General features: G+C 63.1%; 21 protein-coding genes. 7 read left to right on the plus strand and 14 right to left on the minus strand.

Annotated features, from left to right (window positions below):
* The first annotated feature begins 35 nt into the window (after positions 1-35).
* From gloB to L0V05_RS17025, 4 genes are all read left to right on the plus strand, one after another.
* Positions 36-803 carry a hydroxyacylglutathione hydrolase gene (gloB, locus tag L0V05_RS17010; RefSeq protein WP_234872599.1) on the plus strand — a complete coding sequence of 256 codons (768 nt, stop codon included), beginning with the start codon at positions 36-38 and terminating at the stop codon, positions 801-803.
* A 191-nt stretch (positions 804-994) separates the two neighbouring features.
* Entirely contained in the window at positions 995-3313 is a 2319-nt protein-coding gene (clpA, locus tag L0V05_RS17015; protein ID WP_234872601.1) for an ATP-dependent Clp protease ATP-binding subunit ClpA, read from the plus strand.
* A gap of 103 nt (positions 3314-3416) precedes the next feature.
* Positions 3417-3641, plus strand: coding sequence for a type II toxin-antitoxin system CcdA family antitoxin (locus L0V05_RS17020; RefSeq protein ID WP_234872603.1), 225 nt, complete (start codon positions 3417-3419; stop codon positions 3639-3641).
* A gap of 3 nt (positions 3642-3644) precedes the next feature.
* Complete coding sequence (locus L0V05_RS17025) at positions 3645-3944, plus strand: CcdB family protein (RefSeq protein ID WP_234872605.1); 300 nt, start codon at positions 3645-3647, stop codon at positions 3942-3944.
* A gap of 3 nt (positions 3945-3947) precedes the next feature.
* Here L0V05_RS17025 and L0V05_RS17030 read toward each other — a convergent pair whose 3' ends face one another.
* The 3 genes from L0V05_RS17030 to L0V05_RS17040 all read right to left on the minus strand — a co-directional run bounded on the left by L0V05_RS17030 (position 3948) and on the right by L0V05_RS17040 (position 7398).
* Positions 3948-5597: a peptidoglycan -binding protein gene (locus L0V05_RS17030; protein WP_234872608.1), complete on the minus strand. Its 1650-nt coding sequence runs from the start codon at positions 5595-5597 to the stop codon at positions 3948-3950.
* A gap of 3 nt (positions 5598-5600) precedes the next feature.
* Positions 5601-6779 (minus strand): AAA family ATPase, encoded by a 1179-nt coding sequence (locus tag L0V05_RS17035; RefSeq protein ID WP_234872610.1) that lies wholly within the window; start codon positions 6777-6779, stop codon positions 5601-5603.
* Between the two features lie 94 nt (positions 6780-6873).
* Positions 6874-7398, minus strand: a complete 525-nt coding sequence (locus tag L0V05_RS17040) for a gamma-glutamylcyclotransferase (protein WP_234872612.1) — start codon at positions 7396-7398, stop codon at positions 6874-6876.
* A 57-nt stretch (positions 7399-7455) separates the two neighbouring features.
* On the opposite strand from L0V05_RS17040, the gene L0V05_RS17045 reads away from it, so the two are divergent.
* Positions 7456-8460, plus strand: a complete 1005-nt coding sequence (locus tag L0V05_RS17045) for a DUF2125 domain-containing protein (RefSeq protein WP_234872614.1) — start codon at positions 7456-7458, stop codon at positions 8458-8460.
* Here the strand turns inward: L0V05_RS17045 and L0V05_RS17050 are convergent, their stop codons facing one another.
* The 7 genes from L0V05_RS17050 to L0V05_RS17080 form a co-directional block, all read right to left on the minus strand.
* The gene (locus tag L0V05_RS17050) at positions 8461-9402 is read right to left on the minus strand and encodes an extensin-like domain-containing protein (RefSeq protein ID WP_234872616.1); all 942 of its coding nucleotides are present in this window, start codon (positions 9400-9402) and stop codon (positions 8461-8463) included. It abuts the gene before it with no gap.
* Positions 9403-9452: 50 nt separating this feature from the next.
* Positions 9453-10382, minus strand: coding sequence for a prephenate/arogenate dehydrogenase family protein (locus tag L0V05_RS17055; protein ID WP_234872618.1), 930 nt, complete (start codon positions 10380-10382; stop codon positions 9453-9455).
* Positions 10382-11467, minus strand: a complete 1086-nt coding sequence (hisC, locus tag L0V05_RS17060) for a histidinol-phosphate transaminase (RefSeq protein ID WP_234872619.1) — start codon at positions 11465-11467, stop codon at positions 10382-10384. Before hisC ends, L0V05_RS17055 begins: the two co-directional genes overlap by 1 nt.
* A gap of 82 nt (positions 11468-11549) precedes the next feature.
* Complete coding sequence (locus tag L0V05_RS17065; protein WP_234872620.1) at positions 11550-12968, minus strand: homospermidine synthase; 1419 nt, start codon at positions 12966-12968, stop codon at positions 11550-11552.
* 15 nt (positions 12969-12983) lie between these two features.
* Positions 12984-13517, minus strand: coding sequence for a TIGR00645 family protein (locus L0V05_RS17070; protein ID WP_234872623.1), 534 nt, complete (start codon positions 13515-13517; stop codon positions 12984-12986).
* A gap of 147 nt (positions 13518-13664) precedes the next feature.
* Positions 13665-14285 (minus strand): 30S ribosomal protein S4, encoded by a 621-nt coding sequence (gene rpsD, locus L0V05_RS17075; protein WP_234872625.1) that lies wholly within the window; start codon positions 14283-14285, stop codon positions 13665-13667.
* A 158-nt stretch (positions 14286-14443) separates the two neighbouring features.
* Positions 14444-15424 (minus strand): Hint domain-containing protein, encoded by a 981-nt coding sequence (locus L0V05_RS17080; protein ID WP_319937946.1) that lies wholly within the window; start codon positions 15422-15424, stop codon positions 14444-14446.
* Positions 15425-15807: 383 nt separating this feature from the next.
* Here L0V05_RS17080 and aptA point away from each other — a divergent pair, with 383 nt between their 5' ends.
* Positions 15808-17133 carry an omega-aminotransferase AptA gene (aptA, locus tag L0V05_RS17085; RefSeq protein ID WP_234872629.1) on the plus strand — a complete coding sequence of 442 codons (1326 nt, stop codon included), beginning with the start codon at positions 15808-15810 and terminating at the stop codon, positions 17131-17133.
* 75 nt (positions 17134-17208) lie between these two features.
* Here the strand turns inward: aptA and L0V05_RS17090 are convergent, their stop codons facing one another.
* Complete coding sequence (locus L0V05_RS17090) at positions 17209-19485, minus strand: adenosylcobalamin-dependent ribonucleoside-diphosphate reductase (RefSeq protein ID WP_234872631.1); 2277 nt, start codon at positions 19483-19485, stop codon at positions 17209-17211.
* 165 nt (positions 19486-19650) lie between these two features.
* Between L0V05_RS17090 and L0V05_RS17095 the strand changes: the two genes are divergently transcribed.
* A complete protein-coding gene (locus L0V05_RS17095) occupies positions 19651-20082 on the plus strand; it encodes a DUF1489 family protein (protein ID WP_234872633.1) in 432 nt (143 codons plus the stop codon).
* A gap of 36 nt (positions 20083-20118) precedes the next feature.
* Here L0V05_RS17095 and L0V05_RS17100 read toward each other — a convergent pair whose 3' ends face one another.
* The 3 genes from L0V05_RS17100 to L0V05_RS17110 form a co-directional block, all read right to left on the minus strand.
* A complete protein-coding gene (locus L0V05_RS17100) occupies positions 20119-20760 on the minus strand; it encodes an acyl-homoserine-lactone synthase (protein ID WP_234872635.1) in 642 nt (213 codons plus the stop codon).
* 121 nt (positions 20761-20881) lie between these two features.
* Positions 20882-21586 (minus strand): helix-turn-helix transcriptional regulator, encoded by a 705-nt coding sequence (locus L0V05_RS17105; protein ID WP_234872637.1) that lies wholly within the window; start codon positions 21584-21586, stop codon positions 20882-20884.
* Positions 21587-21589: 3 nt separating this feature from the next.
* Positions 21590-22204 carry a helix-turn-helix transcriptional regulator gene (locus tag L0V05_RS17110; RefSeq protein ID WP_234872639.1) on the minus strand — a complete coding sequence of 205 codons (615 nt, stop codon included), beginning with the start codon at positions 22202-22204 and terminating at the stop codon, positions 21590-21592.
* Between the last annotated feature and the right edge of the window lie 8 nt (positions 22205-22212).

Here is a 22212-nt window from a genome sequence, read left to right on the forward strand (position 1 = left end):
CAGGGCGAAGCATAACCGGAACCGGGCCGAACGCCATGCCACTTGAACTTGTCACCATTCCTTGCCTGAAGGACAACTACGCCTTTTTGATCCACGACGAAGAGAGTGGGCAGACTTCGGTCATCGACGTGCCCGAGGCCGCTCCAATCCTTGCGGCCCTCGCAGCCCGAGGCTGGGAGCTTTCGGATATTCTGCTGACCCACCACCATGACGACCACATTGCCGGCGTTCCGGAGTTGCGGGCCAAGACCGGCGCGCTTGTCACCGGTGCTGAAGCCGACATCCGCCGACTGCCGCCGCTCGATCTGGCGGTGTCGGAGGGGATGAGCGTCACAATCGGTCGCGAGTTCGGTCAGGTCATCGACGTGCCCGGGCATACCGTCGGCCATATCGCCTTCTACTTTCCCCAGTCGGGCCTTGTGTTCACGGGCGACAGCCTGATGGCGATGGGCTGCGGGCGCCTGTTCGAAGGAACGCCGGCCCAGATGTGGGAAAGCCTGTCGAAACTCGCTGCCCTGCCTCCCGATACGCTTGTCTGCTCGGGCCACGAATACACCTCTGGCAATGCTCGTTTCGCCTTGTCCCTTGAACCCGACGAACCGGCGATTAAGTCTCGAGCATCGGCAGTCGAACAGGCACGGGCAAATGGGCAGCCCACCGTTCCCTCGCGCCTGTCGGACGAACTGGCGACCAATCCCTTCCTTCGCGCTTCGAACCCGCGGATGAAAGCGGTGCTTGGCATGGACCGTGCCCAAGATGCCGCAGTTTTCGGCGAAATTCGCGCCCGAAAGGATCGGTTCTGATCGCCGCCACAATTCAGTGGTCAGACTTCCTCCCAGGAACGATCACATTTTGCACAAAAGCCGAAGCAATCGGCAGACGGTTGGAAAAAGAGCTTGAAGGTCGGCAAGGGAAAACCGAACCTTAAGCGTATCAGGCCACGGTTGGTGCGGGGCGCTGGCCCCCTCCGACCAGAGGATAGGAGCACGGTGAAGTGCCATCGTTTTCGAATACACTCGAGCAGGCCATCCACGGCGCCCTGGCGCTCGCGAATGCGCGCAGACATGAACTTGCAACGCTGGAGCATCTGCTGCTGGCGTTGATCGACGAACCCGACGCAGCTCGGGTGATGAAGGCCTGTTCTGTGAACCTCGACGAGCTTCGCAAGACGCTTGTCGACTTCATCGATGACGACCTGTCGACGCTGGTCACAGATGTCGAAGGGTCCGAGGCCGTGCCGACCGCCGCCTTCCAGCGCGTCATCCAGCGCGCGGCAATCCACGTCCAGTCATCGGGCCGGACCGAAGTGACCGGGGCAAACGTCCTGGTCGCGATCTTTGCGGAACGCGAGTCGAATGCGGCCTATTTCCTGCAGGAGCAGGACATGACCCGGTATGACGCGGTGAACTTCATCGCACATGGCGTGGCCAAGGATCCCTCCTATGGCGAGAGCCGCCCGGTGACTGGCGCCGAAGAACAGCAGGAGACGCCAAAGGCCGAAGCCGGCGACGCGAAGGAATCCGCGCTGTCGAAATACTGCGTGGACCTGAACGTGAAGGCGCGGAAGGGGGATGTCGATCCGCTGATCGGTCGCGAGTCCGAGGTGGAACGCTGCATCCAGGTCCTCTGCCGCCGCCGCAAGAACAACCCGCTGCTCGTGGGTGATCCCGGCGTTGGCAAGACGGCGATTGCCGAAGGCTTGGCCTGGAAGATCGTCAAGCACGAGGTCCCCGAGGTTCTGGCGCACGCCACGATCTTCTCGCTCGACATGGGGGCGCTGCTCGCCGGCACACGCTATCGCGGCGACTTCGAGGAACGGCTGAAATCCGTCGTCAAGGAGCTTGAGGATCATCCCGACGCGATCCTGTTCATCGACGAGATTCACACAGTGATCGGCGCCGGTGCGACCTCAGGCGGGGCGATGGATGCTTCGAACCTGCTGAAGCCCGCGCTTCAAGGTGGCAAGCTGCGCTGCATGGGCTCCACCACCTACAAGGAGTTCCGTCAGCACTTCGAGAAGGACCGCGCGCTGAGCCGCCGGTTCCAGAAGATCGACGTGAACGAGCCGTCGGTACCGGATGCGATCAAGATCCTGATGGGTCTGAAGCCGCATTTCGAAGAGCATCACGACCTGCGCTATACCTCCGACGCAATCAAGTCGGCGGTGGAACTCGCGTCGCGCTACATCAATGACCGCAAGCTGCCCGACAGCGCGATCGACGTGATCGACGAGGCCGGCGCCGCCCAGCATCTCATGGCGGAATCGAAGCGGCGCAAGGTCATCGGCACGAAAGAGATCGAAGCGGTCGTCGCCAAGATCGCCCGCATCCCGCCAAAGAACGTCTCGAAGGACGACGCGGAAGTGCTGCGCGATCTGGAAAAGACGCTTAAGCGCGTGGTCTTCGGTCAGGACAAGGCCATCGAGGCGCTGTCTTCCGCGATCAAGCTGGCCCGAGCGGGCCTTCGCGAACCGGAAAAGCCCATCGGCAACTACCTGTTCGCGGGTCCGACCGGCGTCGGCAAGACCGAGGTCGCCAAGCAGCTTGCAAATACGCTTGGCGTGGAACTGCTGCGTTTCGACATGTCGGAGTATATGGAGAAGCACGCGGTCTCCCGGCTGATCGGCGCGCCTCCCGGCTATGTCGGCTTCGACCAGGGCGGGATGCTGACCGACGGCGTGGACCAGCACCCGCATTGCGTGTTGCTGCTCGACGAGATCGAAAAGGCGCATCCGGATGTCTACAACATCCTTCTGCAGGTGATGGACCACGGCAAGCTGACCGACCATAACGGCCGGCAGGTCGATTTCCGCAACGTGATCCTGATCATGACCTCGAACGCCGGGGCAGCCGAACAGGCGAAATCGGCGATCGGCTTTGGCCGCGAGCGGCGTACTGGCGAGGATACGGCCGCGATCGAGCGCACCTTCACGCCGGAATTCCGCAACCGTCTGGATGCAGTGATCTCGTTCGCTCCGCTCGGCAAGGAGGTGATCCTGCAGGTGGTCGAGAAGTTCGTTCTGCAACTCGAGGCCCAGTTGATGGACCGCGGCGTGCATATCGAACTGACGCAGGAAGCCGCCGCCTGGCTTGGCGACAAGGGTTACGACGACAAGATGGGCGCCCGTCCGCTTGGCCGCGTGATCCAGGAGCATATCAAGAAGCCGCTGGCCGAAGAGTTGCTGTTCGGGCGGTTGACCAAGGGCGGGGTCGTCCGTGTCGAGGTCAAGGAAGACACGATCAACCTCGTGATCGAGGAGCCGGCCAAGCCGCGGATCTCGGGCTCCAAGCCGCCCCTGCTGACGGCGGAATAACAAAAGCAAAAGCAAGACCCCCGCTTCAGCGGGGGTTTTTGGTTTGTCCCACATATGATCGTGCGGTATGTTTTTGCGGTATGCATCAAACCGCAGGTTCCAGATGCCCGCCCGCCGCTCCACCTCGATGACACTCGACGCCGCCTTGCTCGATGAAGCGCGAGCACTTGGCGTCAACATCTCCCGCGCCGCTGAAACCGGCCTGCAGGCGGCGGTCAAGCAGGCCCGGCGCGAGGCGTGGCAGCGCGAGAATGCCGAGGCGATTGCCAGTTACAATGATTACATCGAGACCCATGGTCTGCCGCTGTCCAAGTATCGGCAATTCTGAGGAATGCCGGGTCAGTATGACATTTGCCGTTTGCCGGACGGCGCACTGGTTTGCGTGCTGCAGGATGATTTGCATGACACGATTGCAACGCGCGTAGTTGCTCCGATCATCGCTGTCAGCTTGGTCGGCCCCCAGTCGAGGCAACTCTGCCCGCTGGTCGATTTCGGGGAAGAGCCGCATGTTCTGCTGACCCAATCGCTATCCGCTATTCCCGGCCGCCTTCTGGGAAGCAAGGTCGGAAGTCTTGCGGCCCAACGCGACGAGATTGTCCGCGCCCTCGACCTGCTGTTCAATGGGGTCTGACCCCTAACGCTCTGTGAGTTTCAACTCGATCCGCCGGTTCTGGGCGCGCGCCTCGGGCGTATCGCCAGAGGCGACCGGTCGATACTGGCCAAAGCCGGTCGCCGCCATCCGGTCGGGCGGGAAGCCAAGCTGGTCCTGCATGTAGCGCACGACAGCAAGTGCACGGGCCTGGCTGAGTTCCCAGTTGTCCTTGAACTGCCCGGTGCCGGACAGGGGCGTGTCATCTGTATGGCCATCAACCCGGATGATCCAGTCGATGCCCGGCGGAATCTGGTCCTTGATCTCGTCGAGGATCTGCACAACGCCGGCAATCTGCGCCCTGCCCTCGGGCGAGAGGTCCGCCGAAGCGGGCTGGAACAGCACCTCGGACGAGAAGACGAAGCGGTCGCCGACGATCCGAACACCCTCGCGGCCAGCCAACAGGTCACGCAGTTCGCCAAAGAACTCTGATCGGAACTTCTCCAATTCCTGAGCCTGATTTTTCGCTGTCGCAGCTTCGCCAGCCAGCTTTTTCGCCTCTTCCTCCAGCCGCTTGCGCTCGGCTTCCTCAAGCTCTGCGCGCCGCTTCTGCTCGGCGGCGACCTGCGCCAGAGCCGAGTTGAGCTGGTTGCCAAGGGAGTCGAGCTGCACCTGGCTTGATTCATCTCGAGCCTTGGCCGCATCGAGCAACGACTGAAGCGAACCGAGCTGCGCCGTGAGTTCGGCGATCTGCTGGTTGAGCAGAGCCACGCGCCGGGCGTTCTCGGTCGAGACGCTCTTTTCCTGATCCAGCGCCTGCTGCGCCACCGCAAGCAGACCAGCCCGCTTCTGCGCCTCGGTCAGCTGCTGGTCCAGATCGACCTTCGCCGCCTGTGCTGCGGCCAGAAGCGTCAGCGTCTCTTCCGCCTTCTTGCGCTGCTCCTCCAGCGCCAGCGTCATCGCCGTCAGTTCGGCATCCGAGTTCTTCAGCTTCTCGCGCAGTGCCTCTGCTGCCGCAGCCTCTGCCAGCCGGGCCTTCTCGGCGTCCGAAAGCTGGGTCTGGGTCGCGGCAATCTTGCTGTCCTTCTCGGCTGCCTGACGTTTCAAGTCTTCGATCAAAGCGTTCAGGGCATCTGCCTTTGCCGCGGCCAGGCGCGCTGCTTCGGTATTTGCGTCGATCTCGTCCCGCGCCTTGGCCAGCGCCAGGTTCAAGGCTTCCTGATCTGTGAGCAGTTTCGCCTTGGCCGCCTCGAGATCCGAGACCTGCGCGGTCAACGCGCTTGCCTCGCCTCGCGCCTTGTCCCGCTCTGCCAGAAGGCTCGCCACCTGCGCCTCGAAGCTGGTGATCCTGGCCTGGGCGTCGGTCAGCGCGCCCTGTGCGTCGGAAAGCTGCCCGCTCAATGTGGCGATGAGGGCCGCCTGTCGTTCCCCCTCGTCCTTCGCTGCGCCAAGCTGGCTTTGCAGGTTGGCAACATTCTGCTTTTCCAGACCAAGCGCATCCGCGAGTGTCGCGACCTGCGCTGTCAGGGAGTCCAGCTCGGTATCCTTTGTGGTGATCGTGTCGCGCAGAACGGACTGGACCAGAATGAAGATGGTCAGCACGAACATCAGCACCATCAGCAGCGAGGTCATCGCATCGACGAAACCCGGCCAGATCGGGCTTTCTGTCCGCGCGCCGCGCCGGAGCCGTGACATGGCCTAGCCCCGGCTTTGCGGAGCAAGCCGCGCGATCTGGCGGATTGCCGTGGTCAGCGCTGCGAGATCGGTGCGCAGGTCGGTGATGCTTTCCTGACGGCCGGCCGAGATCTCTTCCAGGATACGAAGGAGCTGCACGTCGATCGAGCGCAGACGCATCCGGCTTTCGGCATCGACATGCGCGCCCCCTTCTGGCAGGGCCAACGCCTCGGCAAGCTTCTCCTGCCCTTCGGCGATGCGGCGCAGAAGCGCGGTCTGCCCCGCATCCGCCTCCATTCGTCCTGCAACCCGCTCAACGGCGTCTGCCAGCTGTCCCAGGCGGTCATCGACCATCGCCCGGCTGATATCGGACTGTGTGTAAAGTGCCTGCAGGGTCTCCATCTGCTCGACCATTGTGTCGAGCGCCGCAGCAATCGCCGCGGCTTCGTTCGCCGGCGCTTCGCCGTCGCCAGACGAGAAACCAAGCCTAGTGATGGTCGACATCCACTCTTCCAGCTCGCGATAGAACCGGTTGGTGCCGTGGCCCGCAAAGAGCTCCAGCAGTCCGATCACGAGCGATCCAGCCAGACCCATGAGCGATGTCGAGAAGGCGGTGCCCATGCCGCTCAGCTGCTCTTCGATCCCGGCCATCAGGCCGTTGAAGGCATCGACCATGCTTTGCCCTTCCTGAGGAGCGAGCGCACGGATGGTGGCGACAATGCCGGGAACAGTGGTCGCGAGACCGTAGAAGGTGCCGAGCAGGCCAAGGAAGATCAGCAGGTTCGCAAGGTAACGGGTGATGTCGCGTTCCTCGTCGATCCGCGTCGCGACGGAATCGAGGATCGAACGCGCCGAGGTCGAGGAGATCTGCATCTTCGATCCGCGCGCCCTGAGCAGGGCCGCCAGCGGCGCAAGCAGGCTGGGCGGAAGTGTGGCCTCGCGCCCCGTCTGTTGCACGACCCCCTTGATCCAGTTCACTGAATGGACGAGCTGGATCATCTGCCAGAAACACGACAGGACGCCGATCATGAAGACGAACAGGATCGCGCCGTTCAGCCAGGGGTTGGAGGCGAAGATTCCGCTCAGCGCCGGCAGCATGAACCAGACACCCACCGCGACAAGCGCGAGGACGATCAGCATCAGGAAAATCTGGCGCACCGGCTGGGTGAAGGACAGCTCTGAAACGGGAGCGGACTTCGCCATGTGGTCTCCTGACCGCTGTTGGTTGCGGTTGATCATAAGTGCACCCACAAGTTATGCCAACTGACAATCGGATGAGTGGTGCCGCTGCGAGGTCTCAGCCGGCCAGTTTTCGCACCCGGACATCAAGCCAGGTCAGATCGTCATCAGCGATTCCAAGCTCGGCCAGGTGATGGGCCGTACTGTAGAGGTAGTCGCGGTTTGATCCGCGCCCCCCCGCGGCCCGCAGGATGATCTGCGCCTGCTCTTCCAGCGGCAGTCCGCCGCAATACTGCTCGTGATGCGGGTCGATGACGTAAACCAGCGCCTCGACTTGGCGCCCGTCGCGCAGGGTCACGGGAAGCGAAGTCTCGAGATAAGCAGATGAAATCAGCTCGCGTTCGCGCAACGTCGCCAGCGTGCCGCCTTCCTCGCCCGGCGAGACCAGAAAGGCGACGCCGTCGCAATGTGCGCTTTCTGCCCGGTCAAGCGCCAACACCAGCCCTGGGTCCTCGACGGTCCCGCGGTGGTGGATCGACCGCATGCAGAAGCTGCGATGCCAGCCGTCCAGCCGCGCCACCTGGCGTTCAGCGACGGGAAAACCCGGGTTCCAGATCAGCGATCCATAGCCGAAGACCCACATAGCTTTGATCCCACCGCCCTGTTCGCGCCTGCCGCCTGCCTGTAAACAGCAGCAGGAATGCATTGGAAAGGGGCAACGATGCGGGTGGTCCTGTGGCTCGTGGCGGCGGTGGCGGTGCTATGGACGGGCTACTGGTTCGTCGGCTCGCGCAGTGTCGAGAAAGGTATCGAGGCCTGGGCGGCGAGCCAATCGGACTCGGGTCTGGAGGCAGGATACGAGGGGCTTTCGGTCGGCGGCTTCCCCGGCCGCTTCGACGTGGCGCTGACCGCCCCGCATCTGGCTGATCCAATGGCAGGGACGGGATGGAGCGCGCCAGATCTGCTGGTTACGGCGCTGGCCTACGCCCCCTGGCACCTGATCGCAATCTTTCCGCAGACGCAGACCGTGACCCTGCCCGACCAGACAGTCACCCTGACGGCCGAGAAACTGCTGGGCAGCGTGATCTTCGCGCCCGGAACCTCGATGGCGCTGCAGCGGACCCGCCTCTCGGGCAATGGCCTTGAGCTCGGATCGACGTTCGGCTGGCGGGCAGGTGCGGAGCAATTGAACTTTGCAACTGCAGTTCTGCAGGACGCCCGATCGCATGAGATCGGGCTAGAGATGCTGAAGGTCACACCCGACCCGGCGCTGAGCGCAGCCATGCCAGACCTGCCATCGCAGATCGACCGGCTGCACCTGGATGCGAGCGTGACCTTCGATCGACCGGTCGATGGGACGGCCGCCTCAACGCCGCTGCGGGTCACTGCGATCGAGGTCAAGGACCTGTCAGGCATCTGGGGGGACGCGGTTCTCGCCGGCAGCGGCAGGATCACCGCCGATGAGTTTGGTCGGGCCGAAGGGCAGATAGACCTGCGGTTGGACCACTGGCGCAAGCTGATGCCACTTCTGGTCGCCACGGGCACCGTCACCCCCGAAGTTGCCCCGACATGGGAGCGGATGCTCGACTATCTCGCGCGGGATGGTGGAGGTGACCCAGACGTGCTGCAGCTTCCGCTGACCTATCGCGACGGTCGTGCGAGTCTGGGGCCGCTGCCGCTTGGACCGGCGCCGCAACTCAACTGATCAGTGGCAGTAGGGCCCGTTACGCTGATCAGCCGTGTCGAAATGCATGTGGTTCTTATGATAGCGGTCGCCATCGGGGCCAAGCGTGGTGCCGAAGATGCCGCAGGCGCCGCGATAAGCTGCCTTCATCGGCTTGCCGGCGCTCTTGCGCCAGTCGGATTCGACGCTGATGGTTTTGCCGCTTTCCAGCACGATTGCCCCGATGTCGACGGCGTTGCCCTTGCCATGTTCTGACAGTTTTGCGCCCTTGACGTTGTTACGCGGGCGGCAGGCATAGCTCGCGGCGATCCGCAATTCAGCCACCTTGTCGCGCTTGAAGGCCGGTTGCAGCGCCTGGTCAACCCACCGGTTCAGCGCAATCGCAGTTCCGCAGTCGATCGTCGCGGCGGGGCTGAGTTGCACGCCATCAACGGACGTCACACGGACCGGATCCGCTATACCGCACCCGCGCACCCGCGAGGTGATGGGCGCGATTTCTTCCCCCTTGATGCCCGGCACGCCACAGACAGATCCCTTGCGGCCGAATACCCCCGTCTTGCCAGGCAAGATGCGGACGGCTGCAACCGTCTCGACCCGCTCGATCGCTCCGGTACCGGTCTCTGGGCGTTCTTCAGGCCGCGGCGACGACAGGACGGTCGGGCCGGCGGCCACCACGGACGTATCCGTTTCGGGTGCCGGATCGTCGCCCCCGATGAGAGGGGGCCGGACCTTTGGGCGGAAAGACGATTCGACCGTGGCGAGCGGCACAGCAACGGCCTGCGTCGACAGGGTGACCTTGACGGTGTCGGGACGTGGGCGAGGACGCTGAACCACTGCAGGGTCGCTGACGGCGATCATCACGACACCGGTTGTCGCCGGATCGGAGGCAGGAGTAAGCGCAAGGGTCGCGGGCGCTGCATGCGGGCGAATTGAACTGGCAGGCGCATCGGCGAAAGAAGGCATGCAAAAGCATGCCAGCAGTATCGCTGCCGCGACCGGTGCCTTCATCCGCCTCAGTCCCCCGCTTTTACATCCGCTGCGCGCCCGAAGTCTGGCGCAGATGTATCCTGTCCAGCCTCAATAATACCTCGCCGGATCGCGCGAGTCTTGGTGAAATAGGCATGCAGGTGCTCTCCGTCGCCAAGGCGGATTGCCCGTTGCAAAGCAAAGAGTTCTTCGGTGAACCTGCCCAGGATATCCAGCGTGGCTTCCTTGTTGGTCAGGAACACGTCGCGCCACATCGTCGGATCGCTCGCGGCGATTCGGGTAAAGTCGCGGAAGCCCGAAGCGGAATACTTGATGACCTCGGAATTCGACACGCGGCGCAGATGGTCGGCGACTCCGACCATGGTATAGGCGATCAGGTGCGGCGTATGCGACACCACGGCCAGCACCAGGTCATGGTGCGGCGCGTCCATCTCGTCGACGTTCGAGCCCATCGCTTCCCAAAGGCTGCGCAACCGGGCCGTAGCTTCGAGCGTAGATTTTTCGCAGGGCGTGAGCAGGCACCAACGGTTCTTGAACAGTGTGGCAAATCCGGACCGTGGCCCCGAGTATTCGGTCCCGGCCAACGGGTGGCCCGGCACAAAGGCCACACCTTCTGGGATATGGGGCGAAACCGCCTCGATCACCGCCTGCTTGACCGATCCGACATCGGTCACCGTCGCACCAGGTTTCAGATGCGGCGCGATCTCTTCGGCTAGCTCGCCCATCGCGCCCACCGGTACGGCGAGCACGACAAGATCGGCGCCCTCCACCGCTTCTGCCGCAGAGGTGCAGACGCGATCACAAATGCCGATCTCAAGCGCGACCTTTCGGGTTTCCTCGGTCTTGGCATAGCCGACGATTTCACCCGCCAGACCGCCCGCCTTCATCGCATGGGCCATCGACGAGGCAATCAGGCCCAGCCCGATCAGGGCGACGCGGTCATAGATCGGGGCCATCAGCGCTGTCCTTTGAATTGCCCGATAGCATGGACCACCCGGCGACAGGAGCTTTCATCACCCACGGTGATCCGGAGGCAATGCGGCAGTTTGTAACCCGCCACCTGGCGCACGATCAGACCCTGAGATTTCAGCCAGGCATCGCACGCCTCGGCCTCAGTCGGATCGGCGAAGCGGGCCAGCACGAAGTTCGCGGTCGAGGTGTCTGAGGGCACCCCCATCTCGGCCAGTTGCTCGGCCAGCCAGGCGCGCATCCGGCTGTTCTCTGACCGGCACTTCACCACCCAGTCCTGATCGCGCACGGCGGCCTCGGCCACGTCAAGCTGCGTGGTCGACAGGTTGAACGGACCGCGGATGCGGTTCAGCACGTCGATGATGTGCTTCGGGCCATAGCCCCAGCCGATCCGCAAGCCGCCAAGCCCGAAGATCTTCGAGAAGGTGCGGGTCATCACGACATTTTCGCGCGCCTCGATCAGCCCCAGACCGGCGTCATACCCCTCGACGTATTCGGCATAGGCACCGTCCAGGACGAGGATTGCCTGTTTCGGCAGCCCGTCGGCCAGCCGCGCCAGTTCCGCCTGCGAGATCATCGTGCCGGTCGGGTTGTTCGGGTTGGCGATGAAGACAAGCTTCGTCCGCCGGTTGCAGGCCAGCAGGATCGCGTCCACGTCTGTCGTGCGTTCGCGTTCCTTCACCTCGACCGGAGTCGCGCCAGCCGCAAGAGCCGAGATGCGATACATCAGGAAGCCGTGCTCGGTATGGATCACCTCATCGCCGGGCCCGGCATAGGCCTGGCAGAGGAAGGTGATGATCTCGTCCGACCCGACCCCGCAGATCACCCGATCCGCATCCAGTCCGTACACCTCGGCGATGGCGGAGCGCAGCGGGGCGTGATCGGTCGACGGGTAGCGGTGCAGAGAATGCACGGTGCGTTGAAACGCCTCTTTCGCCTTGTCGGACGGGCCGAAGGGGTTCTCGTTCGAGCTGAGCTTGACCGCGTTCGACACGCCCGCGACATGCGCCTGCCCACCCTGATAGAGCGCGATGTCAAGAATGCCGGGCTGGGGGCGAATGGCGTGTGTCATGATCTATCCCTTGCGATGCCGCCGGTTCTAGCGGCGGCATCGTGGGTTTGCCAGCACCAACTTGGCCCGGAAACTGTCGGTTTCAGACCGCGAGGAAGTTGGTGAACTGCCAAGGGTCGTCGTGATCGACATCCTCGGCAAAGCTGTTGATCCTATGGGCGACCGGTGTCCAGTCGGTGTAGTGCGCCTCGATCCGGCCCAGATAGGGGCGTTGAACCTCAAGACAGCGGACATGGTCCATCTCGTCAGCCTCGACAAAACCCGCGCGCGGGTTCTCGACCGCCCAGACCATCGCCGCCATGACCGCCGAGGTTACCTGCATCCCCGTGGCATTCTGATAGGGCGCAAGCCGGCGTGCCTCGTCGATCGACAGGCGCGAGCCGTACCACATGCCACCCTTGGCGTGCCCATAAAGGAACACGCCAAGATCGTCGCCGCCCGATACGATCTCTTCCTGCGTCAGGATGTGCTTGTTGATCGGCAGTTGCCCGGCTCCGTTGATTTCGTGCAGGGAAAGGATCGCATCGTTGCAAGGATGATAGGCGTAATGGCAGGTCGGGCGGAACTCTGGCCGGGCCCCCTCGCCGACCGTGTAATAGTCCGAAATCGAGATCGCCTCGTTGTGGGTCACGACATAGCCGAACTGCGGACCCACGCCCGGACACCAGCTGCGAACACGGGTATCGGCGCCGGGGCGGTCGATCCAGATCGCACAGCGGCTGCCGAAGTCGAAGCCATGCCCGTTCGGCGGCAGCTTCTTCTCGTGGCTTCCCCATCCGAGTTCGGCGGGCTGGTAGCCCTCGGACAGAAGGCCATCGACCGACCAGGTGTTGACGAAGGTGCCGACCGGCTTCGGCCGGGCGGAAACCTGCGTGTCCCGCTCGGCCACGTGCACGCCCTTGACGCCAAGCGACTGCATCAGGCGCGCCCAGCCGTCGCGGGTCTTTGGCACCTCGACAGGGTGCCCCGTGTCATTGGCCAGCCGCAGAAGCGCCTCCTTCAGCAGCCACGAAACCATCCCCGGGTTGGCCCCGCAGCAGGTGATCGAGGTCGGACCGCCGGGGTAACGCTTGCCAAGATCGCGCACTTCTTCCCTCAGCGGATAGTTGGTGCGGTCCGCATTCGGGATCGACGAGCCGAAGTAGAAGCCCGGCCAGGGTTCGATCACCGTGTCGATGTAAAGAACGCCAAGTTCCTGGCAGAGGATCATCATGTCCACGCTGCCAACATCGACCGACAGGTTCACCACCATGCCGCGGCCATCGCGGAACAGAGAAGACAGGACCGAACGATAGTTCTCTTTCGTCAGGCCAATCTGCACGTGGCGGATGCCACGGTCAGACAGAAGCGTGGCATATTCGTCGCTCGGCTCGATGACGGTAAAGCTCTCGCGGTCATAGTCGAAATGCCGTTCGATCAGCGGCAAAGTGCCCCGACCGATCGAACCGAAGCCGATCATAACCAGCGGCCCGTCGATGCGGGCGTGGACCTTATGCGTCATCGTTCTACTCCGTGACTACTTGCTCGACTTGGCCGTCAGCCAGTCCATGAGGGCCAGCATGACGCCCGTCACCACGAAGGACAGGTGGATGATAGTCAGCCAGTAAAGCTCGGTCTCGCCAAAGCGGGCATCGGCCACGCTTTCGCCGATCTCCATGAAGCGCTTCAGCAGATGGATACCGGAGATTGCCACGATCGAGGCGATCAGCTTCATCTTCAGACCGCCGAAATCGACCGTGCCCATCCATTCGGGGCGATCCACGTCGTCGCCGACCTCAAGCTTGGACACGAAGTTCTCGTAGCCCGAAAAGATCACGATGAGCAGCAGGTTCGCCGCCAGCGTCAGGTCAATGAAGGTCAGCGAGGCGAGGATGATGTCCTCGGGCGTCATGGTCAGTGTCTTCAGCGCATATTTCCAGAGGTCGCGCAGGAAGACGACCATCAGCATGCCAAGCGCAATGACAAGGCCGAGATACATCGGCGCCATCAGCCAGCGTGAAATGAAGAGAAGTCGCTCGAAGCGGTGTTCCACCGTAGTCTTGGGGGTCATCTGTTGGCCTCCTGTAACTTACAGCGGCCCATATAGGGCGCCGCGGCGCAGCATGCATCTGTTTTCGTATCGATTGCAGGCGCCATGAACGCGAAGGGCCGCCGCGGGTTCCCGCAGCGGCCCTTGCCAGCCCCAGAGGGGCCGAAATCAGTTCTTGGCGTAGTATTCGACGACGAGGTTCGGTTCCATTTGCACCGGGTAGGGCACGTCGCCCAGCGACGGGGTGCGCACGAACTTCACGGTCATCTTCGAGTGGTCGACTTCCAGGTAATCCGGAACGTCACGCTCGGTCAGAGCCACGGCTTCCAGCACGAGGGCCAGTTGCTTGGACTTCTGACGGACCTCGATCAGGTCGCCTTCCTTGACACGGTAGGACGCGATGTTGACGCGCTGACCGTTCACGGTGACGTGGCCATGGTTAACGAACTGGCGGGCGGCGAAGATGGTCGGCACCAGTTTGGCGCGGTAGACGACCGCGTCCAGACGGCGCTCGAGCAGGCCGACCAGCATCTCGCCGGTGTCACCCTTCACGCGTTCGGCTTCGGCATAGATCTTGCGGAACTGCTTTTCCGTCAGGTCGCCGTAGTAGCCCTTGAGTTTCTGCTTGGCGCGCAGCTGCGTACCGAAGTCCGACAGCTTGTTCTTGCGGCGCTGGCCATGCTGGCCGGGGCCGTATTCGCGCTTGTTCACCGGGGACTTCGGACGGCCCCAGATGTTTTCGCCCATGCGGCGGTCGATCTTGTACTTGGCAGAGGTGCGTTTGGTCACCGCTGATCTCCTTCATGTTGTCGAAGGGCGTTGTCCTTTGACCCGAGGGCCCGACAGGCATCCCCTTGCGGGGGCCACCAACACCAATGAAAAACCCCGGGCCTTCACCCGGGATCGGCGGGGCTTATACCGTCCCGCAAGGCAGAGTCAACAGCCGCTCACTCCGCCAGTTCGTGCCGAAGGATCGCAGCCTCCGAGGCGGACACATTGCGCCGAGCAAAAGCTCCGTAGGCATCGCGATGGATTGCAAGATCCGGGATCACGTCAAACAGGGCCTTGCGCTGACCGGGTTCGATCATCTCGAGCGACGTGTTCGATGGATGAAAGCTCTCCGCCTGGATACCGTTGGCCCAGACGATCTGATGGTGCTCCAGCAGGATGTGGACATAGGTCACCTCGCGTAACTGCCGGTCGACCGTCACCGAGAGATCGTTCATGAGATCCTCTGCCGCGACCAGCACCTCGGACGTGCCAAAGAGCGATTCCGCCGCCCGGCCGCAGATCAGCATCCGGTGGTGGGGCGAGACGATCAGGTCCGCATCCGGCTGACCCATACCGAAAGCGGCAGACCGGATCCTGATCGGGCGAAGATGTGGCATCACGTGAAGGCGGGCGCCGGACATCCTCCGATTCCCGGTCCACAGAATTTCCTGCGCGCCATTGTCACGGGTTTGAACCTTGTCGCCGGGGCGCAGATCCTCGATCCGGCGAAGTCCCTCGGGCGTCAGAAGACGCGTCCCCTGGGTGAAGCAGATCACACCGCCTTCGTTCGGCACCGGCTGCGGCACATGATCCAGCGAGGCACGCACGATCCAAAGATCGGTATCGGCAGGCGGAATCTCGTCGAAGAACATCAAGAGCCGGGAATCTTGATGCGGCACGTCGATCAGAGTCACGGAATAGGCCTGCCGGCCGTCTGTCACGACGAAATCCTGCGTCGGGGCATCGTCCCCATCCACGCCCGCGTCGTCCGACGATCCGCTCGCGAACGCAGCTCCAACCAGCCGGCGCACCTTGCGCGCAGCCCTTCGACGCAGCTCCGCCGCGCCCATTGCCCCGTCCAGCGTTAGAAGTCCTCCCGCACCGTCCACCCGCACCGCAGTGCCGGTCCAGCGCCAAGCGGCGCCTGTAACCAGCATTGCGACCGGAGCCGAAGCAAGTCCGTCTACTTCTGTCTGCGTCCAGGAAATGACAAACGTGCCGCCTGAGCCCGTCTTCATGCCTGTGTTGCCTGCTCGTTTTGTTATAATTGGCAGGACATTAGCAGCGGAAGTTGCAGCAGACTATGACCTCGGGGCAACATATTCGTTAATTGATGGCCTTGTCGGACCCACCCGACCCTTTCGGGGCAGCGGAGTGGCGAAGTCTGCGAACAGCCTGCCACTTTAATCGGCAGCCGTCGCCATGTAGGCTCTCGCCACCCGGTGGTAGGCCGGACCGTTATCCGTGACCGGCGGGAGGCCGGTCGCCATTCGACGATGCCCGACGGGCCTGACGTCAGAAAGAAAAGGACAAAGGCGCCATGCCGCTTGACCGCAAAACCGCCCCGAATGACCTGAATGCCTTCTGGATGCCCTTCACTGCAAACCGGCAGTTCAAGAAGTCACCACGCATGTTCGTGGCGGCAAAGGATATGCACTACACCACATCGGACGGCCGCCAGGTTCTGGACGGAACCGCAGGCCTGTGGTGCTGCAACGCCGGCCACTGCCGACCGAAAATCACCGAAGCCATCCAGAAGCAGGCCGCCGAGCTTGACTATGCGCCGGCCTTCCAGATGGGCCACCCGATCGCCTTCGAACTGGCGAACCGCGTCGTCGACATTGCACCCAAGGGGATCGAGCATGTGTTCTTCACCAACTCCGGCTCGGAGTCGGTAGAGACCGCACTCAAGATTGCCATCGCCTACCACCGTGCCCGCGGCGAGGGCTCGCGCACCCGCCTGATCGGACGCGAGCGTGGCTATCACGGCGTGAATTTCGGCGGCATCTCGGTTGGCGGCATTGTCAACAACCGCCGGATGTTCGGCACGCTTCTTGGCGGTGTCGACCATCTGCCGCACACTCACCTTCCGGCGCAGAACGCCTTCACCAAGGGCCAGCCGGAGCATGGTGCGACCCTTGCCGACGACCTGGAACGCATCGTCGCCCTGCATGGGGCCGAGACGATCGCGGCGGTGATCGTTGAGCCGATGGCGGGCTCGACCGGCGTGCTGTTGCCGCCGAAGGGGTACCTGGAAAAGCTGCGGGCGATCACCAAGAAGCACGGCATCCTCCTGATCTTCGACGAGGTCATCACCGGCTTCGGTCGCCTCGGCTCGGCCTTTGCCGCCCAGCATTTCGACGTGCTTCCCGACATGATGACCACCGCCAAGGGGCTGACCAATGGGGTCATCCCGATGGGCGCCGTCCTGACCACCGCCGAGGTGCATGATGCCTTCATGACCGGCCCCGAGCACATGATCGAGCTGTTCCACGGCTATACCTATTCGGGCAACCCGATCGCCTCCGCCGCCGGCATCGCCACGCTTGACACCTACAAGGAAGAGGGCCTGTTCGAGCGTGCGGCCGAACTTTCGGGCTACTGGCAGGACGCGATCCACAGCCTGAAGGGCCTGCCGCACGTCATAGACATCCGGAACATGGGCCTGATCGGCGCGGTCGAGCTGGAACCGATCCCGGGAGAGCCCACCAAGCGCGCCTTCGAAGCCTTCCTGCGCGCCTATGACAAGGGTATCCTGATCCGCACCACCGGCGACATCATCGCCATGTCACCCCCGCTGATCATCTCCAAGACCGAGATCGACACGCTCATCGGCACGCTCGGCGATGTGCTGAAGTCGCTCTGAGCTTAAGTCCTGACCCGCGCCGGTGAAGACCGGCGCGGCGCAGCCAGAGCGCGGATCAGGCCTGCCGCAGTCGTGTCAGCCGCACTTCGAAAAGCCGCAGCTTGCGCAGGTCATGCAACCCTCGACCATGCGCAAATCGTAGCTGCCGCAGCTGGAACAGGCCCGCGCCTTGGTGCCGATCACGGCGACCTCGGCCTTGGGATCCGTCTTCAGCCCCATCCCCTCGCCCTCGATGAAACCGATCGAGATCAGGTGTTCCTCGATGACGCCGCCGATCGCTGCAAGGATCGACGGGATGTACTTGCCCTTCATCCACGCCCCGCCGCGCGGATCGAACACGGCCTTCAGTTCCTCCACGACGAAGGAAATGTCACCCCCCCTCCGGAACACCGCGCTGACCATCCGGGTCAGCGCCACGGTCCAGGCGAAATGCTCCATGTTCTTGGAGTTGATGAACACCTCGAAAGGCCGGCGGTGCCCGGCAATGATGATATCGTTGATGGTGATGTAAAGCGCGTGCTCGCTGCCTGGCCATTTCACCTTGTAGGTCTGCCCTTCCAGCGCCGCCGGACGGTCCAGCGGTTCGGAAAGGTAGACCACCTCGGCCCCGTTCCCCGTCGCCTGCTGCGGCGCCTCGGAGGGCGTCGCCTCGGCCTGCTCAGACACGGTCAGCACCGACCCAGTTACCGCATTGGGGCGGTAGGTCGTGCAGCCCTTGCAGCCCTGGTCCCAGGCCGCCATGTAGACGTCCTTGAAGTCCTCGAAGCTGATGTCTTCGGGGCAGTTGATGGTCTTCGAGATCGAGCTGTCGATCCATTTCTGTGCCGCCGCCTGCATCCGCACATGGTCGAGCGGCGGCAGGGTCTGGGCGTTGACGAAGTAGTCGGGCAGGTCCGCATCGCCGTTCTTCTCGCTCCACAGGCGCACGGCGTAATCCACCACCTCTTCCTCGGTGCGCGAGCCGTCCTTTTGCAGGACCTTCCGGGTATAGGCGTAGGCAAAAACCGGTTCGATCCCCGACGAGACGTTGCCGGCATAAAGGCTGATCGTGCCGGTCGGCGCGATCGAGGTCAGCAGGGCATTGCGGATGCCATGCTGGCGGATTGCCGCCTTCACATCGTCGTCCATGTGCCGGAGCGAGCCGGAGGCGAGGTATTTCTCGGCATCGAACAGCGGGAAGGCGCCCTTTTCCTTCGCCAGATCGACCGAGGCGAGATAGGCCGCACGCGCGATGGCGTGCATCCATTCCTCGGTCTTGGCCGCGGCCTCTTCCGAGCCGTAGCGCAGCCCCAGCATGAGAAGCGCATCGGCCAGACCGGTCACGCCCAGCCCGATCCGCCGCTTCGCCTGCGCCTCCTGCGCCTGTTCGGGCAGGGGGAAACGGCTTGCGTCGACGACGTTGTCCATCATTCGGACGGCCATGCGCACGAGGTCGTCCAGCGCCTTCAGGTCGATCTTCGCGCCCTTTTCAAAGGGTTTCGCGACCAGCGTCGGCAGGTTGATCGACCCCAGAAGGCAGGCGCCATAGGGTGGCAGGGGCTGCTCGCCGCAGGGGTTCGTCGCGGCGATCGTCTCGCAATAGGCGAGGTTGTTCATCGCGTTGATGCGGTCGATGAAGATCACGCCTGGCTCGGCCACGTCGAATGTCGAGCGCATGATCCGGTTCCACAGGTCCTGCGCCTGCAACGTCTTGTAGACCTTGCCGTCGAAGATCAGCTCCCACGGGCCATCGGCCTTGACCGCCGCCATGAATGCATCAGTCACCAGCACCGAGAGGTTGAACATCCGCAGCCGTGCCGGGTCCTTCTTGGCCTCGATGAAGGCCTCGATATCCGGATGGTCGCAGCGCATCGTCGCCATCATCGCGCCGCGCCTGCTGCCCGCCGACATGATCGTGCGGCACATGGCGTCCCAGACATCCATGAAGGACAAGGGACCTGAGGCATCGGCGGCCACGCTCTTCACCTCCGCCCCGCGCGGGCGGATGGTCGAGAAGTCGTAGCCGATCCCGCCGCCCTGCTGCATGGTCAGCGCCGCTTCCTTCAGCCCCTGGAAGATGCCTTCCATCGTGTCGGGAATCGTGCCCATGACGAAGCAGTTGAACAGCGTCACGCTGCGGCCGGTTCCGGCGCCAGCGGTGATCCGACCCGCGGGCAGGTATTTGAAATCCTCCAGCGCGGCATAGAACCGGTCCTCCCACAGGGCCGGATCCTTTTCCTCCTGAGCCAGAGCGCGGGCGATCCGTCGCCAGGTATCCTCGACCGTGCCGTCGATCGGCGTGCCGTCCGCCTCTTTCAGGCGGTACTTCATGTCCCAGATCTGCTCGGCAATGGGGGCGGAAAAACGAGACATCGAGCATCCTGCTTTTTGGAGAGGGTGCGGCGACACAACTACTATTAGTACCGCCCGCGCGCGAACCCGCAGGATAGTCCTACTGCCTGGATTGGTCAACGAGTCGGGGCTGCCTTGAAGCGACCGAGCAAAAGGTTAAGATTCCTGTCAAAGGGAAAGAGTCCGATGGCCGACCATATCAACCTCGTCAAGCTCTGCGTCGGCTGCGACAGCGTTGAGGAGCTGATCGCCTGGCGCGACGAGAACCGCCGCAGGCTGGGTGAGAATGTGGATATCCACGTCACCCGCATGTGGCCCAAGCGCGCGGACGAGGTTGTGAACGGCGGATCGCTCTATTGGGTGTTCAAGGGGGTGATCCTGGCCCGCCAGCGCATCATCGGGCTGGAAGAGCGGGTCGGAACTGACGGCATCTCCCGCTGCGCCATCCGCATGGACCCGACCCTCGTGCGCACCGAGGCAGCATCGCGCCGCCCCTTCCAGGGCTGGCGCTACCTGCCAGTCGCGGAAAGCCCGCGCGACCTGCCGCAGGCCCGCCCGCGCGAGGATGCGCTGCCGCATGACCTTGCTCGGGCGCTGGCCGATATCGGGCTTCGCTGACCCCCGCCCGGGCCAGGCGGGGGCAAGCGGTGGCCGTCACTCCGCCGCGATGAGCATATCCTGTTCGGCGAAGACATCGTGATGGATGCCGGCATAGTCGCGGATCTTCGCGATCCGCTCTTCCGAGCAATCCATCAGCGCGGCCATCGCCACCACCTTGCCCATCTGCTTCGGCGTGCCGACATAGCCGTGCGGCGCGTTGCCGCCGCGCTGCAGGACACGGTTCATCACCGGGTCGATCACGGCAATCGCATCCGTGACGCCAGCCGCCATCGCGAATTCGAACGCGCCGATCATGACCTCGCTGGTGACATAGCCGATGGTGTTGCGCCCGCGGCCGGTCTTCAGGCGATTGGTGTCAACGCAGAAGCGCGTCGCCTCCCACAGGCTGGACGACCGCAGCGGCGGCTCGCCATCCATGATCGAGGAAAAGACATCGGCCAGCATGTGCGGACCGGTCGTCTGAAGAAGGCGCATGCAGCCCACGACATGGCCTTCGTCATCGACGCTGATGACATGGGCAGGGTCCATGGCATCGAACTCGTCGATCTCCATCCCGTCCGTAACCTTGACCTCCCAGCCGAGGCGGTCATGGAACACACGCGCCCGCAGGCGGTACATATCCTCGAGCAGCGACCGGTAGGATCCACTGTTCAGGGAATCGACAACATAGATCATTTTTAGCCCCCAATTTGTTCACCGACGAAACAATCGTGGGGCAACCCTAGGGTGAGCGCCATAAGGGAAAACCCGTAAATCCAAGGGTTTTTTCGTTAACTTTTCGGAGGATAGGCTCGCTTCAAAGCGGATAGATCAGGCCCAGGCCGATCGCCCGCCCCACTGCCTGAACGGTTGTAAGTGCGCCCAGCTTCTCGCGCGCAGAGCGCAGATGCACCTCGACCGTCCGAGGTGAAATGCTCAGGATGTCGCCAACGTCCTGCTGGGATTTTCCGGCGGCGATCCACTGCAGAACTTCACGCTCGCGCGAAGACAGGATGGGGCGCAAGAGCGGGCCGGGAACCTCACCCCCGATTCGCAGGACCGCGTCATGCAAGTGAACCGCCGCCTTCTGCAGATCGACCATGATCTGCCGGCTCAGCTTGCGCCACTCGGCCGGCGGCATTCGCGCCGTTACGCTCAGCAAACCCCGCTCGCCAAAGGCGCCCCGTATCGGAACGGTCACGCCTTGATTCGAGATGCCAAAGTCATGCGCCGACCGGAACACCGCATGAAAATTGGAGTTCCGCTCGAACCGGCTCCAGTCGACGGGGGCAAGGCTCAGGATCGACCGATGAATGGTCGGATCGACATGGTGCATCCGGTGGCTGGTGTAATGCTCTTTCCACTCAGCTCGGTAGGTCGCGTAGCCCCGTACCGTCCCGGTTGCAGGATCCATCGAGGCATAAGAGCCGTATTCGACACCGAGACGACGGCAAAGCTGGTCGATGAAACCCTCGAAGTTCTCGGTCGTGCCAGGAAGTTTGCTGAGGTCGATCAGGTCCATCGCCTATTTCAGCAGCCCCTTCTGGGCAGCCAGCGAGGCCGCCTGCACCGGAGTACGCGCATCCATGCGTGCCATGGCGCTTTTCAGCCGCGCCTTCACGGCGCTTTCCGAAATCCCCAGGGCATAGGCGATCTCCTTCAGCCGCATGCCCCGAGACAAGAGCTTCAGCGCGTCGGTCTGCGCCTTCGTCAACGGCTGGTCGCTGTCCGGCTCCTGGAAGTGCGCCGCCCGCAACGTCATCTCGAGTTCGCTCAACTCGCCCGAGGTCAGTTCTCGGTCTGACCGGGCGAAATAGCCGAAGGTACGGCGCGGTCGCTCTTCGTCGGCGGTCACGCAGACCACGGCACCATAGCGCATCCCGAACGCCGCATAGGCAGACAAGACGCCCAGCGGGTCTGGGATCGACAGCTCGCTCCACCTGCAGGCACCGTTGCGCGAGTAGATCCAGCGCATCAGCGGATCATGCAAGGCAAGGCCGTTGACCGTGTAGTGGTCGATCCATTCCTCGGAAAAGGTCGTCAGTTCTTCCTCGGGCGAGAAAAAACCCAGACGCAATGCCGCGTAATGGCCTGCAGGGGCGATCCTACCGAAGGTATCCTTGCAATCACCGAGTCTCATAATGGACA

Source organism: Alitabrizicola rongguiensis (genome assembly GCF_021491355.1).
In the GTDB taxonomy this organism is placed as follows: Bacteria; Pseudomonadota; Alphaproteobacteria; order Rhodobacterales; family Rhodobacteraceae; genus Aliitabrizicola; species Aliitabrizicola rongguiensis.

Bases quoted from the DNA above. Each gene is read 5' to 3' on its own strand.
- gloB (WP_234872599.1), top strand. From the start codon at position 36: ATGCCACTTGAACTTGTCACCATTCCTTGCCTGAAGGACAACTACGCC.
- L0V05_RS17020 (WP_234872603.1), top strand. From the start codon at position 3,417: ATGCCCGCCCGCCGCTCCACCTCGATGACACTCGACGCCGCCTTGCTC.
- L0V05_RS17025 (WP_234872605.1), top strand. From the start codon at position 3,645: ATGCCGGGTCAGTATGACATTTGCCGTTTGCCGGACGGCGCACTGGTT.
- L0V05_RS17030 (WP_234872608.1), bottom strand. From the start codon at position 5,597: ATGTCACGGCTCCGGCGCGGCGCGCGGACAGAAAGCCCGATCTGGCCG.
- L0V05_RS17035 (WP_234872610.1), bottom strand. From the start codon at position 6,779: ATGGCGAAGTCCGCTCCCGTTTCAGAGCTGTCCTTCACCCAGCCGGTG.
- L0V05_RS17040 (WP_234872612.1), bottom strand. From the start codon at position 7,398: ATGTGGGTCTTCGGCTATGGATCGCTGATCTGGAACCCGGGTTTTCCC.
- L0V05_RS17045 (WP_234872614.1), top strand. From the start codon at position 7,456: ATGCATTGGAAAGGGGCAACGATGCGGGTGGTCCTGTGGCTCGTGGCG.
- L0V05_RS17050 (WP_234872616.1), bottom strand. From the start codon at position 9,402: ATGCCTTCTTTCGCCGATGCGCCTGCCAGTTCAATTCGCCCGCATGCA.
- L0V05_RS17055 (WP_234872618.1), bottom strand. From the start codon at position 10,382: ATGGCCCCGATCTATGACCGCGTCGCCCTGATCGGGCTGGGCCTGATT.
- hisC (WP_234872619.1), bottom strand. From the start codon at position 11,467: ATGACACACGCCATTCGCCCCCAGCCCGGCATTCTTGACATCGCGCTC.
- L0V05_RS17065 (WP_234872620.1), bottom strand. From the start codon at position 12,968: ATGACGCATAAGGTCCACGCCCGCATCGACGGGCCGCTGGTTATGATC.
- L0V05_RS17070 (WP_234872623.1), bottom strand. From the start codon at position 13,517: ATGACCCCCAAGACTACGGTGGAACACCGCTTCGAGCGACTTCTCTTC.
- L0V05_RS17080 (WP_319937946.1), bottom strand. From the start codon at position 15,424: ATGCTGGTTACAGGCGCCGCTTGGCGCTGGACCGGCACTGCGGTGCGG.
- aptA (WP_234872629.1), top strand. From the start codon at position 15,808: ATGCCGCTTGACCGCAAAACCGCCCCGAATGACCTGAATGCCTTCTGG.
- L0V05_RS17090 (WP_234872631.1), bottom strand. From the start codon at position 19,485: ATGTCTCGTTTTTCCGCCCCCATTGCCGAGCAGATCTGGGACATGAAG.
- L0V05_RS17095 (WP_234872633.1), top strand. From the start codon at position 19,651: ATGGCCGACCATATCAACCTCGTCAAGCTCTGCGTCGGCTGCGACAGC.
- L0V05_RS17100 (WP_234872635.1), bottom strand. From the start codon at position 20,760: ATGATCTATGTTGTCGATTCCCTGAACAGTGGATCCTACCGGTCGCTG.
- L0V05_RS17105 (WP_234872637.1), bottom strand. From the start codon at position 21,586: ATGGACCTGATCGACCTCAGCAAACTTCCTGGCACGACCGAGAACTTC.
- L0V05_RS17110 (WP_234872639.1), bottom strand. From the start codon at position 22,204: ATGAGACTCGGTGATTGCAAGGATACCTTCGGTAGGATCGCCCCTGCA.